General features: G+C 37.8%; 10 protein-coding genes. 8 read left to right on the top strand and 2 right to left on the bottom strand.

What is annotated here, in order from left to right; all coding sequences use genetic code 11:
- Window positions 1-4: 4 nt before the first annotated feature.
- From GAB14E_RS14930 to GAB14E_RS14950, 6 genes are all read left to right on the top strand, one after another.
- Window positions 5-2353 carry an efflux RND transporter permease subunit gene (locus GAB14E_RS14930; protein WP_033081664.1) on the top strand — a complete coding sequence of 783 codons (2349 nt, stop codon included), beginning with the start codon at window positions 5-7 and terminating at the stop codon, window positions 2351-2353.
- Between the two features lie 144 nt (window positions 2354-2497).
- Entirely contained in the window at window positions 2498-3298 is an 801-nt protein-coding gene (locus GAB14E_RS14935; RefSeq protein WP_052093572.1) for an outer membrane lipoprotein-sorting protein, read from the top strand.
- Window positions 3299-3302: 4 nt separating this feature from the next.
- Window positions 3303-4571 (top strand): hypothetical protein, encoded by a 1269-nt coding sequence (locus tag GAB14E_RS14940; protein WP_033081663.1) that lies wholly within the window; start codon window positions 3303-3305, stop codon window positions 4569-4571.
- Between the two features lie 236 nt (window positions 4572-4807).
- Window positions 4808-6706: a serine hydrolase domain-containing protein gene (locus GAB14E_RS14945; protein ID WP_033081662.1), complete on the top strand. Its 1899-nt coding sequence runs from the start codon at window positions 4808-4810 to the stop codon at window positions 6704-6706.
- 16 nt (window positions 6707-6722) lie between these two features.
- The gene (locus GAB14E_RS24025; RefSeq protein WP_052093571.1) at window positions 6723-7823 is read left to right on the top strand and encodes a sensor histidine kinase; all 1101 of its coding nucleotides are present in this window, start codon (window positions 6723-6725) and stop codon (window positions 7821-7823) included.
- Window positions 7820-8572, top strand: a complete 753-nt coding sequence (locus tag GAB14E_RS14950) for a LytR/AlgR family response regulator transcription factor (RefSeq protein WP_033081661.1) — start codon at window positions 7820-7822, stop codon at window positions 8570-8572. The genes GAB14E_RS24025 and GAB14E_RS14950 overlap by 4 nt, the downstream gene beginning before the upstream one ends.
- Window positions 8573-8661: 89 nt before the next feature.
- On the opposite strand, the gene GAB14E_RS14955 is transcribed toward GAB14E_RS14950, so the two are convergent.
- Together GAB14E_RS14955 and GAB14E_RS14960 are read right to left on the bottom strand one after the other, a co-directional pair.
- Window positions 8662-9627 (bottom strand): histone deacetylase family protein, encoded by a 966-nt coding sequence (locus tag GAB14E_RS14955; protein WP_033081660.1) that lies wholly within the window; start codon window positions 9625-9627, stop codon window positions 8662-8664.
- Window positions 9628-9831: 204 nt separating this feature from the next.
- Entirely contained in the window at window positions 9832-11700 is a 1869-nt protein-coding gene (locus GAB14E_RS14960; RefSeq protein WP_033081659.1) for a GNAT family N-acetyltransferase, read from the bottom strand.
- Between the two features lie 221 nt (window positions 11701-11921).
- Between GAB14E_RS14960 and GAB14E_RS14965 the strand changes: the two genes are divergently transcribed.
- Together GAB14E_RS14965 and GAB14E_RS14970 are read left to right on the top strand one after the other, a co-directional pair.
- Complete coding sequence (locus GAB14E_RS14965; protein WP_033081658.1) at window positions 11922-12557, top strand: sulfotransferase; 636 nt, start codon at window positions 11922-11924, stop codon at window positions 12555-12557.
- A 106-nt stretch (window positions 12558-12663) separates the two neighbouring features.
- On the top strand, window positions 12664-13236 hold the full coding sequence (locus GAB14E_RS14970) for a tRNA-(ms[2]io[6]A)-hydroxylase (RefSeq protein ID WP_033081657.1): 573 nt from the start codon (window positions 12664-12666) through the stop codon (window positions 13234-13236).
- Window positions 13237-13678 lie beyond the last annotated feature (442 nt).

Genomic DNA, 13678 nt, shown 5'->3' with positions numbered 1-13678 from the left:
AACAATGAGAGACAAACTCTATAATTTTGTCGGCAAAAATCCATTTTGGGTAATACTAGTCTGTATTACTTTCGCCATGGTAGCTGGTTTAGGCGTACAGAAATTAGAATTTAAAAGTGACTATCGAGTGTTCTTTAGTGAAGAAAACCCACAATTAACCGCTTTTGAGTCGATGCAAAAGGTCTATGCCAAAAGTGATAATGTCTCTTTTGTTGTGGTACCAAAAGATGGCAATGTTTTTACCAGCGAACATTTAGCTGCGTTAAAGGCATTAACTAAAGAAAGTTGGCAAGTACCTTATTCAACACGTGTTGATTCAGTCACTAACTTCCAATATACCTATGCAGAAGAAGATGACATGATCGTTGAAGATCTCGTCATGTCTACTAAGAATTTAACCAGTGATAAACTTGATGAAATCAAACGAATTGCTCTCAGTGAACCTTTGCTGGTTAATAAAATCATCTCTAAAACAGGTCATGTTTCTGTTGTTAACGTTACAGTGCAACTGCCGGGAGTTGATCCAATGGCTGAAACGCCAGAAGTTGCTACCAGCGTTCGTGCTATTAAAGCGAAATTTTTAGCGCAGCATCCAGACCTCGAAGTACACTTGTCTGGCATGATCATGATGAATACCTCATTTGGTGAGGCTTCAATTAATGATGGTTCCACCCTCATTCCGTTAATGTTTCTTGTTGTTATTGTCACCATAGGATTATTGCTTAGAACTATTACTGGTACCATCTCTACCGTGCTTGTTATTATTATGAGTATTGTAACTACCATGGGACTTGCTGGTTGGTTAGGCTTTTATTTGACCGGACCATCTTCATCAGCGCCAACTATGATATTGACGTTAGCTGTGGCCGATTGTATTCATATATTAACCTCGATGTTTTATGAAATGAGACAAGGTGCAGATAAACGTACTGCCATTGCTCGTAGTATCAAAATCAACTTACAACCTATCTTTTTGACAAGTATTACCACAGCGATCGGTTTTTTAAGTATGAACTTTTCTGACTCGCCGCCATTTAGAGATTTAGGTAACTTAGTGGCTATTGGCGTCATGTTAGCCTTTGTTTTTTCGGTTACTATTTTCCCTGCATTGTTAACTGTTTTACCGGTAAAGGTTAAAAAACAAGCTGAAAATAAGAAAGATATTATGGCTAAATTGGCAGACTTTGTTATTGCTAAACGTAAAGCCTTATTACCTTTAACCAGTGTATTGATTGTCGCTTCAGTCATGTTCATTCCTAACAATGAACTCAATGATGATTTTGTTAAATACTTCGATGAAACCGTACCCTATCGCACCGCAACGGATTATATGCAAGAAAATCTATCAGGTATGATGGTTGTTGAAATCTCGGTTAAAACCGGCAAATCAAGTGGTATTAACGACCCTGAATATTTGCATAGTGTCAGTGATTTTAGTGATTGGTTACGTGCTCGCCCTGAAACGGACCATGTAAATACGATTACGGATACTTTGAAGCGTCTTAATAAGAATATGCACGGTGATGATCCTAGTTGGTATAAATTACCCGACAGCCCTGAAATGTCGGCGCAATACCTATTGTTGTATGAAATGTCTCTTCCTTACGGCTTAGATTTAAACAATCAATTAGACGTTGATAAGTCAGCATCTAGAATTGTCGCAACCTTCAAAAATATGACCAGTAATGAATTGATTAATGTAGAAACAGATATGATTGCCTGGTTTGCTGAACATGCACCACAGTACGAAGTTGATTTTGCTAGTCCAAGTTTGATGTTTGCCCATATAGGTCAACGTAACATCGTTAGCATGCTTATTGGTACCACACTGGCACTAGTATTAATTTCTATCTTATTAGGTGTGGCGTTAAAGAGTTGGCGCTTCGGACTTATCAGTTTATTACCAAATCTAGCGCCTGCCGCTATTGCTTTTGGCCTTTGGGGATTACTTAGCGCACAAGTTGGTTTAGGTCTTTCGGTTGTTATTGGCATGACCTTAGGTATTGTTGTTGATGATACCGTGCACTTTTTAAGTAAGTATCTTCATGCTCGACGTGATAAAAATGCTAACCCGAAAGAGGCAGTACATTATGCTTTTGATAATGTCGGACGAGCATTGTGGGTGACTACCTTTGTTTTAGTTGCAGGCTTTATTGTACTGGCACAATCATCATTTAAAATGAATGCTGATATGGGCTTCCTAACAGCGCTTACTATTTTCATAGCGCTTGTCGTTGATTTCTTATTCTTGCCACCATTACTTATGTTGCTTGATAAAGATAAGAAAAAAGTTTCACAAAATGCTAATGCAACAGTTGAAACATCGATTAAAAAAGCGATTGAAGCGGCTTAATTACGCCATTCTCGAATAAATAGGTAATAAGTATCTAACAAGTAGGTACTTATTAGATAACCAGTAAACTTATCAGCTATGTAAGGCTGATGAGTTTACTAAGTAAGTTTATAAATATTGATAAGAGTTTTATAAGGATTTTATATGTTAACTAAGAAAATATTAATAAGTGCTATCTCTGCGCTAAGTTTAACCCTTGCCTCAAATGCTGTTTTTGCCTTAAGCGCAGAAGAACAAAAAGGCTTAGATATCTCAATAGAAGCTAAAAAACGCGACCTTGGCTGGCAAGACAGTACTGCTGATATGTTGATGTTATTACGTAACCAGCAAGGGCAAGAAAGTATTCGTGAAATTAAAATGAAATCGCTGGAAGTTGAGAATGATGGTGATAAAAGTTTAACTATTTTCAACAAACCGCGTGATGTTAAGGGCACTGCCTTTTTAAGCTTTTCTCATCCCGTTGATGCTGACGATCAGTGGTTGTTTTTACCGGCGCTAAAGCGGGTGAAACGTATTTCATCACGTAATAAATCAGGACCATTTATGGGCTCTGAGTTCGCTTTTGAAGATTTGAGTTCATTCGAAGTAGAAAAATACAGTTATAAATACTTAGGCGTAGAAGAAGTTAATGGCTTAACCAACTTTAAAGTTGAGCAATACCCTGTAGATGAAAACTCAGGTTACACCCGCCGTATTGTCTGGCTTGATACGTTAGAGTATCGCGTACATAAAATTGACTTTTATGACCGTAAAGACTCATTACTTAAAACGTTAACCTTTAGTGATTATAAGCAGTATTTAGCTAAACACTGGCGCGCGGATAAACAAGAAATGATCAACCATCAAAATGGTAAAAGCACTGAATTGAAGTGGAGTAACTACAACTTTAAAACAGGTTTAACTGACAGCGACTTTAACCGTAATTCATTAAAACGAGCACGCTAAGCTGATGTCCTTTTCGATAAAAAAATCGTTAACTAAAACTGTAAAGTTGTCAGTAACGGCGCTAGCAGTAAGCGCAAGCTTACTGCTGAGTGTGCCACTATCTGCCAATGAAGTAGCAAGTGATCTTGAATTTGAAGCCTCGGGCAATATTGCCGTGGAGCAGCGTTACTTTTTTAAAGAAGCGCTGGACCCTCAGCAGTTAAGTCATAGCCAAACATCACTATCCGTAGAGCCTGAGCTTTACTGGCAGTGGAATGGTGGCGACGACAGTGTGATTTTTACGCCTTTTTATCGTCTTGATAGCCAAGACTCGCAGCGTACTCATGGCGATATTCGCGAACTGGCTTATGTGCACGCCAGTGATGACTGGGAGCTGCGTGTTGGTATTCGTAAAGAGTTTTGGGGCGTGACTGAGTTTCAACATCTGGTTGATGTCATTAACCAAACCGATGGTGTGGAAGACTTTGACGGTGAAGACAAGCTCGGCCAACAAATGATCAACTTATCAGTGGTCAATGATTGGGGCATTGTTGATGTGTTTTTACTGCCAGGTTTTCGCGAAAGAACCTATGCTGGTGAAGACGGGCGTTTACGCGGGCCTTTTGTTGTTGATGAGGATAATGTCAGTTATGAATCTTCTGCGGGCCAGCAGCATCTTGATTTAGCCTTGCGCTGGGCACATAGCGTTGGCGACTTTGATCTAGGGGCATATTGGTTTCACGGCACTAACCGAGAAGCTTATTTAAGTCCATCGTCACTCAATACCTCACAGCCTTCTTTGCAACAGTACTACAGTCAAATGGACCAGCTAGGTGTGGATGTGCAAGCTACCTTAGGTGACTGGTTATGGAAGTTTGAAGGCATACATCGTAGAACTACACTTGATGATTTTTGGGCAACACAAGCGGGGTTTGAATACAGCTTTATTGGGGTGTTTGAATCGAATGTCGACTTAGGTTTGTTGATGGAGCACAGTTGGGATTCTCGCGGTGAAGTCGCACTTGGCGCGCAAGGTTCATTAATGCAAAATGATTTATTTGTCGGTGCGAGATTGGCCTTTAATGATATGCAAAGTAGCGAGTTTTTAATGGGGTTTGGTAGTGATTTAGACCACAATGCTTTTAGTTTCCTCATTGAAGCCAACCGCCGTTTTGGTGATAACCTTATTGCCAGTTTTGATGTCAGATTGCTACAAAGTAACGATAAAAATGACTTACTTTATACCTTAAGTAATGATGACCATGCACAATTCTCTTTAGCTTGGTATTTCTAAGTAAAATACGTACATTTTACTTACCTATTTATATCAAGAAATGAGTGTAAAATAAAAAGCCAGTAAGTAACTACTTACTGGCTTTTTAATTATTCAGTCATTTATTCAAGAGCCGGCCATAACTACCGCTTATCCACTTATTTTGCCACTTAGCACCTAATTACCTACGACGACGGATTTCGTATTAGAGTGACGTCAATGAATCGCTTAAAAGTATTTAATAAGGGTAGTAACACATGCAAAATAAAAATAAGTCATTATTTATAAATTACATCAGGGCAATGTTTTTACTGATAAATTTATTTTTTTTGTCATTTTCAGTTAATGCTGAAAATACTAAGAAAACGTTGTCACAATTACAACAAGAAATAAAAAACATTCAAAAGTCGGCGAATATACCCGCTTTAGGCGTTGTACTTATTGATAGCGGCGAACCTGTTTGGATCACTAGCTTAGGAAAAGCTAACCTAGCCGAAAATACTGCGGTAGACGAACACTCACTATTTCGCATTGGTTCTATTTCAAAAATGTTTATTGGGTTATCAGTGCTTAAATTAGTAGAAGAAGGCAAGTTAAACCTCAATGATAAAGTGCGCGATTTAGCACCTGAGATCGCATTTGAAAATAAATGGCAAGCAACAAACCCAGTTTTGTTAGTGCACTTATTGGAGCATACCTCAGGTTGGGGCGAAATGACGTTGGCTGAATTTGCACATACACCAACACCACCTATTGCGTTGAAAGAAGCCTTAATGCAATACCCACAAAATAGAAAATCTCGTTGGCCAGCGGGTACAAGGCAGGCTTATAGCAATATCGGTGCGGCTGTTGCAAGTTATATAGTCGAAAAAACTACCGGCATGTTGTATGAAGATTACATCACGACAAATTTCTTTTTGCCACTTGGCATGGCTAACAGTACTTATTTTAAGCCGACTACCAACAAGGTATTAACCACTACCTATATTAATGGTGAAGCACAAGATTATCAGCCTATTATCTATCGCTCTGAGGGAGCTATGAATGCATCACCTGCTGAAATGGCGAACCTCTTACAGTTTTTTATTCAGCAAGGAGAGTTTTTAGGTGAAAACTTAATTAGCTCTGATTCGTTGCAACGTATGCAAATACCAACAACCACCTTAGGCTCAGCTCAAGGAATAACGGCAGGGTATGGCTTAACCAATTATAGTAGCGGTTTTGGCGAGTATAATACCGCTTTTCATGGTCACGATGGTTCTATTGAGGGAGCAATGGCAAGTTTGGCTTATGTGCCTGCATTAAACAGTGGCTATGTTGTAATGAGTTCGGGTGGCGGAGCTGCTATGTATAAAATAGTAAAACTTATCAAGGCGTATATTTTAAGGGGTATTGAACCATATAAAGCGATACCAACAGATCTACCCAGCGCATTCAAAAAAATAAATGGTTATTATAAAAAAATAAATCCTCAAAATAACCTACAAGAGGCTTTCAATGATCTATTGAATCTTATGATTTTTTCTCACGATGAAAAAGGTTTTCACTTTGCACCTCTCCTTGGAAGTCGGTCAAGCTCACCGTACGCTATCAGTGAAAATTTATTAACTAACCCTAGTAACGGTTTACCGTCAATTACGCTCGTTAATGACCCTATTGTCGGTGAAGCAATACAGTTAGGTATGCATTTATATGTACCCGTATCTAAGGGATGGGTTTGGAGTAAAATACTGTTGCTCATCATCGTTACTATATTAACGAGTGGCACGTTATTATTTGCCTTATTTTGGTTGCCACTTAATGCCTATCGAAAAACATTAACGTCACAGCAAATAACCAGCCGATTATGGCCAACCTTAACCAGTGCCTGTTTTGTTATTTATGTATTCTCACTTGTTTTGGTAGATTCGGCTGGTAATTTAGTGGCGATAAGTAAAATATCACCACTTTCATTAACTATTTTAGCGTTGAGCCTGTGTTATCCACTCATCACTATCATGAGCTTATTTCGTCTTTGGCAACTTAAACGTGGCAACGAAAAATCAAAAGGATATTGGCTAAGCTTTTCTATCTGCGGAATACATTTGTTAAATGTTTTTTTATTAGCAAGTTACGGTATGATTGCTTTTCGTATTTGGCTTTTGTATCACATATAAATAAGACCTATTACTTTTGAATAATATTAATCACTTCTTTCCAAAAAATAAACAATTTTGGCTATATCATGGTTCATTATTAGCTGTGATGACGGTAGCACAGCTAATTCTCTTTATTTTAGTTGAGCAGTATTTTCTTTTAAATACTGTGATCCAAGTTGCCTGGCTTCCTCTTTATACAATTTCAGTACTTATTTATCGGTATTATTATAAAACACGATCTTGGCAACGCTTTAGTATGAGCAAGATCATTCCTTTAACCCTAGTGATATCGCTAGTATTAGCTATTATGATGTCGCTATTTACTTTAGCTATAATATGTCCGTTTTTTTGGACAGAATTTTTAGGCGCTGAAGTTTTAGCAAAAGAGAATAGAACCTTAATTGGTCGCTTGGCTGCTTTTATTTTTTATAACAGTGTAATAAGCCTATTATTTATTAGCATTTGGGCCTTTATCTATATTGCCGTAACTACCAGTCGTCAGGTCAAAGAGTCTGAAATAAAAAGTTTACGTTTAGAAAATAGCTTAAAAGAAGCCAAATTAGCGAGTTTAACCAACCAGCTTAATCCGCATTTTCTTTTTAATAGTCTAAACAATATTCGTTTTATGATTTATGAAAATGCCGCACATGCAGATGAGATGATCACCGCTTTTTCCGAAATATTGCGATACTCTTTAACCAGTAGTAAACAAGATAAAGTTGGCATTGAAGAAGAATTATCGATTATCGACCGTTATATTGATATTGTGCGCTTACAACTCGGTGATAAATTGGACTTTCAGCTTCACTTTTCATCATCTTGTCAGCAATGCTTAATTCCACCAATGGCTTTACAAATATTGGTAGAAAATGCCATTAAACATGGCATTGAAAACAGTAAAACTAAAGCGCGGTTAAGCGTAAATATTATCAATAAAGATGAAGTATTATTGATTGAAGTCTGTAACCCTGTAGCCAGTTCAGTGTCGATGCCTATTCAAGGCACTGGCACTGGTTTAAAAAATATCAAGCAACGCTTAAATTTACTTTATGGCGAGCTTGCCCAATTATCAGTAACGCCATTAGAGAATAACTTTACTGCCACCCTTACAATACCCATGGAAAAATCATTATGAATGCCATTGTTGTTGAAGACTCTAGACTTGCCCGAAATGGCTTAGTGAGGATGTTATCTGAATTTAAAGAAATAGAGGTTGCCGGGGCGGCAGAAGATGTTAGCTCGGCATTGGTACTTATTAAACAGCACCAACCTGAGGTTATTTTCCTCGATATACATATGCCGGAACAAAATGGCTTTGAGCTTTTAGCAAAGATGAATTACCAAGCAAAAATTATTTTTACCACCGCGTATGCTGAATATGCGGTACAAGCTTTTGAGCATAATTCCGTCGACTATTTACTTAAACCTATCAGTAAAGAGCGTCTGGCTAAAGCGATTGAAAAACTGAGTAATCAAAACTTAAGGCAAGATAAAGCTGAAGTGAGTGGTGAATATGAGCAAGATAACAAACAAATTAACGAGCCAATATTAGCGTTAAACAGTCGTATTTTTGTCAAAGATAATGATCAATGCCATTTAATCGAAATTGTTAATATTGATTATATTGAGAGTTGTAAAAACTATGTTCAAGTTTATTTTGAACAGAAAAAAGTGTTTGTTAAAAAAACACTTAATCATGTCGAAATTCGATTACCCAAACAATTATTTTTTCGTGTTAATAGGCAGTTTATTATTAACTTACAATCGGTCGTTACGATTGTTGAAACACTAAATGATGGTTATGATCTCACTATGACCGATGGAAAAACGATAGAAATATCTCGCCGTAATACCGTAAAATTGAAAGCACTACTCAGTTTATAAAGCCCTTTGTTCATACTGGTAATGATCTTAACCACGCCAGCCATTGATGACAGGCTTTATTACTGTCAACAACTTAGGTTGCAAGCGAATCAATTCCCAATCAAACCATTAATATGAGCAACTACACTTCTACCCAGTGCACTGGGTGCATAACCGCCCTCAAGTACCGAAACTATTCTTCCGCTGCTATATTTATTGGCGATGACTTTAAGCTCGTTAGTGACCCAACGATAATCAGCCTCAGTTAAACTCACTTGTGACATGTCATCTTCAATGTGGGCATCAAAGCCAGCCGAGATAATAATTAATTCTGGTTTGAATTTATGTAATGCCGGTAACCAGTGTTCAGTTAGTTTTTCACGGAATTGTGGACCTTTATCAGTGGCCGATAATGGTGTGTTGATAATTGGTGGGGTATCACTTTCTTCAATGTCAAAAGGATAAAGAGGATACTGATAACTTGAGCAAAAAAGGTAACCTTTATCATCTTCAGGGCTGGCTTTAAAAATATTTTTTATGATATCTTCAGTGCCGTTACCGTGGTGAACATCAAAGTCGACTATTGCCACACGTTTTAAACCGTATTTTTGTTTAGCGTAAGCTGCAGCAATGGCAACGTTATTGAAAAAACAAAAACCCATGCCTTTATCATGTTCGGCGTGATGCCCAGGAGGCCGAGTTGCGCAAAATGCCGAGCCTAAAGTGCCTTCCATCACTAAATCAACCGCATCAACAGCAGCGCCAGCAGAATATAAAATAGAGGTCAGCGTTTTACTATTCATTACTGCGTCTTCACCAACTGTAAAATTTTCAGCAGCCATGCCATCCACTTTAGTAGGCGCATTATCAAATACAAAATCAATATATTCTTGTGTATGTGCTAGTGATAATAAACTTTTATCGATAGGTTTAGAGTCAAATTGGCGAACTACATAATCTAAACCACTACGAATTAATTGGTCTGAAATAGCACTTAAACGTTTACCATTTTCAGGGTGATGTTCACCCATGTCATGTTCGCCACAGCGATAGTGGCCTATAATTCCAACTGGCATAACTTTCTCATCATTGTTAGTGACTATTCATCTTGTCGCACTATAAAGCAATTTTTACCTTTGGTAAGTGCGTCAAAAGTACTAGTTGATAATTTTTTGTCAATTATCAACTCAGTGCTGTTTCCTTTTACTTGCACCATAGTGCTTAAAGTTGAACAGTCACTGGATATTTAAGTCGTTTAAAATTTAACTATCAAATAGTGATTAACTCTCTACAGTCTCTTCATTCAATGTTAGCTTTAAACTTACTTCATCAAAATCAGCACTGGGCTGGCGCACAAAACCGGAACGTTCAAATACTTTTAACATTGAGCCGTTATCACTACGTACACAGGCCACCAAGCTATCAAGTTTTCGAATCTTAGCGATGGTGATCATTTCACCTAATAAGGTGCTTGCCATGCCGCGACCACGCAGACTTTCTTTAATGACAAAAGCAACTTCACCACTGTTCATACTTTCAATAAAGTAATAACGGGCAACCGCTTGTATCGCTTCGCCTAAAGAGTTTTTTTTAGTAAAACATAAAGCAAGATCTACGTGTTGGTTAACACTCACTAAGTTACACGATTTCTCTCTAGTCATTTGGGTAATGTGATGGTTATAGCGCATCATCAAGGTTTCTTTATTATGCGAATAGAAAAACTCTTGCAACTTGCGCTCATCAGCTGGCGCTAACGGTCTTAAAATATAATTTATATCGGAAAAGTTAAAGCGCTTCATTTCTATGGTGCCTAATTCAGGCACTGAGCTAGGCGAGCTTTCTTGGTACTCAGGCACCCAATAATGTTTTCGAACATCGCTAAGTAATTTATCTCTAAATTTAGGGTGAGCAATTTTTATTAGTTCCAATGCTCGTTCTCGAATACTTTTACCTTGCAATGAGGCAATACCGAACTCGGTCACCACATATGAAACATGACCACGTGAAGTGACTACGCCGCCGCCTTCAGTAATATGGGCAACTATGCGTGATACTTTACCATCGCGAGTGGTTGAGGGCAGGGCGATAATTGGCTTTCCACCCTTGCTTAATGAAGCGCCGCGGATAAAATCAACTTGTCCACCAATACCGCTGTAGAATTGATAACCGATAGAGTCTGAGACTACTTGACCGGTTAAATCGACTTCAATGGCGCTATTAATAGAAACCATATTGTCATTTTTAGCGATTTTTACCGGCGAGTTAATATGCTCTGACGGGTAAAATTCAATGTGAGGATTACCGTCAACAAAGTCATAAACCTTTTGACTACCAATACAAAAAGTCGCTACCGCTTTACCCTTGTGATAGGTTTTACGGCGGTTATTAATCACTCCTTTTAACATCAAGTCAACCACACCATCGGATATCATTTCACTGTGAATGCCTAAGTCTTTGTGATTGCTTAAATAACGTAATACAGCTTCAGGAATTTTTCCTATACCAATTTGTAGGGTAGCGCCATTTTCGATTAACATGGCAACGTACTGACCTATTTGTTCAGTACGGCGATCTACTTCAGGCGCGATAACTTGCGGTAGGTCTTGTTCAACGTTTATCCAAGCATGAATTTGATTTACATGGACAAAGCTATGGCCATTGGTGCGGGGCATTTTCGGGTTTACTTGCGCAATAACATATTTGGCGGCTTTTACCGCGGCAGAAACGATATCAACACTAACGCCTAACGAACAGTAACCATATTCATCAGGCGGACTGACCATAATAAGTGCCACGTCGAGGGGTAAAATATTTTCATGAAATAAGCGTGGCACATCGGAAATAAAACAAGGGGTATAATCACCACGGCCCTCGGCAATGGCTTCGCGAATATTTTTACCGCCAATAAATAAACTATTTACTTTAAATAAATCTTTGTGCTCACGCTTGGCCCAAGCATTTTCAGAGATAGTTAAAATATGTACGGTCTCAATATCATGAAGACCTCGGCTATTGGTAATTAAATCATCAATTAATGCATTAGGTACCGCGGCATTAGAGCCGATAAAGATACGATTACCAGACTTTAAATAATCTGCCCAATTAACACTTTTATTCTTAAGGTTCGAATGCTCATCTTGTGCTGTCATGAAATATCCTTGGCTACAGTCATTATCTAAATTGACTTGGTATTTATTGCACTCAGTATGCTCTCATAAATAAGGTATTTATTGAACACTGTCAATTGTGTGTTTGTTAAATTCATAAATAAGTTATAATTGCTTGTTTTCAGCATCATTTCAGCATATTTTCGCTACAATTTTACTTTGTTTTTGTATTAGCGTTATTTCAACTTAAAGGGTTTAGTTTAGTGTCACAAGAAAAAATATTTATTATAGGTTTACCCAGAACTGCAACTACCAGTGTTTGTTTGGCAATGTTAGAGCAAGGTTTTAAAACAGCGCATAATGCCTATACCCAAAATGCTTTTATTCAAGCACAAGTTTTAGCTGACACGCCAATTTTCTGTGATTATCAACAATTGGATAAACACTTCCCTAACAGTAAGTTTATTTATCTCACCCGATCACCGGAAAGGTGGTTGCCATCAATAAAGCAATTATTGCAACGTATGATAATTAATTTACAGCGTAGTGATGGTGGCTTTAATCCGCATTTAAAGCGTTGTTATAATGAGATATTCTCGCCACTAACCGAGGATAACCTTAATAGTGACGAGTTTTTACTTAATTGTTATAACCGTCACCAGCAGGGTATTGAAGCTTACTTTGAAAATAGGAAACAAGACTTGCTTAGCATAGATGTTAGTGATGAAAGTAGTTACCTCAAGATGTTAGCTTTCCTTGATATTGATAGTAGTAACGCTAGGGATGGCGGTTTCAAGCAAATTAACCTAGGCGGTAAAGTAAAAGCCTGGCAAGGTCTTAATAACAAGTTAAAAGTAGAATCTACTAATAAAGGTAAAATTGATAAGCTGCTTTATTAGCCGTGTTTAGGAAATAGAGCAGGGCTTAGCTATTGTAGAGTGAAAAGTTCGCAGGTAAAATTACGCCCATTGTATTAAGTAAATATTTTCTTAGAGAGTAGTAAATATGTTTGAATTAAAACACCACACTGGCCAAGATTGGGTTGATGCAGTTATGGCTGACTTTAACCTATTTTTGCAAGACCACGCTGCAGCTGAGAAGAAAGCTTCAGGTATGGCAATGGCAATGTTATCTCATTATCCAGACAAAGCTAAATTGGTTCGTGCAATGACAGATTTAGCCATTGAAGAGCTTATTCATTTTAAACAAGTATTAAAGTTACTTGTTGCCCGCGATGTTACTTTAGGTCAAGACAAAAAAGACCCGTACATTACTCAAATTCGTGCCTTGTTTCGTAATGGTACCAGTAAATTTATGATGGACAGATTACTGGTTGCTGCGGTTATTGAAGCGCGCGGTTATGAGAAGTTCTGGTTAGTTTCACAAGCGCTACCTGAAGGTAAAGACAAAGATCTTTATGAAGCTATTGCTAAGTCGGAAGAAAAACATAAAAACTTATTTGTTGAGCTGGCGTACGAGTATTGTGACAAAGAAGAAGTTGATCAACGCTTAGAAGAAATTTTAATTGCTGAAGCTGAAATTTGTGCGGGACTACCTATTCGCGCTGTCCTTCACTAATAGTTATACCAATCGGACCAATTTATTGCTCACTTAGCGAGATTTAAAAGGCTTAGAGGAAAGGCATTGATTGAAGAGAATGGTTATTCCCTTGTCAAAATTAATAACGCCGCTTGTAAGCCTTTTAACTCGCCCTTCGGGAACTCATTAGCAAACTGATAACATCACAAAATGAATGAAATATAGAATAACTATGTTTAACTCATTTTGCTTGTTTTAAGCTTGCTAATGTAGCTCTAAGTTGACCAATAAATTAATCCGTTTGGTATTTTATCTTATTCGTGTATCGCCCAATTAAGGCGTCTAAAGTACTCATTGACTAACGTCAACTCCGTGCGTTTTCCTTTTAATTGAGCAATACACTTTTAAGATTAGTCACTATATATCTCTATTAGATCATCGTTTAATATGACTAATTTCGAGAGACGCATGCTTCGGCGAT

Source organism: Colwellia psychrerythraea (genome assembly GCF_000764185.1).
In the GTDB taxonomy this organism is placed as follows: Bacteria; Pseudomonadota; Gammaproteobacteria; order Enterobacterales; family Alteromonadaceae; genus Colwellia; species Colwellia psychrerythraea_B.
This window is presented reverse-complemented; position numbering and strand designations above follow the sequence as displayed.

Excerpts from the sequence above, each read along its gene's own strand:
- GAB14E_RS14955 (WP_033081660.1), bottom strand. The coding sequence starts at position 9,627 with ATGCCAGTTGGAATTATAGGCCACTATCGCTGTGGCGAACATGACATG.
- GAB14E_RS14950 (WP_033081661.1), top strand. The coding sequence starts at position 7,820 with ATGAATGCCATTGTTGTTGAAGACTCTAGACTTGCCCGAAATGGCTTA.
- GAB14E_RS14935 (WP_052093572.1), top strand. The coding sequence starts at position 2,498 with ATGTTAACTAAGAAAATATTAATAAGTGCTATCTCTGCGCTAAGTTTA.
- GAB14E_RS14960 (WP_033081659.1), bottom strand. The coding sequence starts at position 11,700 with ATGACAGCACAAGATGAGCATTCGAACCTTAAGAATAAAAGTGTTAAT.
- GAB14E_RS14945 (WP_033081662.1), top strand. The coding sequence starts at position 4,808 with ATGCAAAATAAAAATAAGTCATTATTTATAAATTACATCAGGGCAATG.
- GAB14E_RS14940 (WP_033081663.1), top strand. The coding sequence starts at position 3,303 with ATGTCCTTTTCGATAAAAAAATCGTTAACTAAAACTGTAAAGTTGTCA.
- GAB14E_RS14930 (WP_033081664.1), top strand. The coding sequence starts at position 5 with ATGAGAGACAAACTCTATAATTTTGTCGGCAAAAATCCATTTTGGGTA.
- GAB14E_RS14970 (WP_033081657.1), top strand. The coding sequence starts at position 12,664 with ATGTTTGAATTAAAACACCACACTGGCCAAGATTGGGTTGATGCAGTT.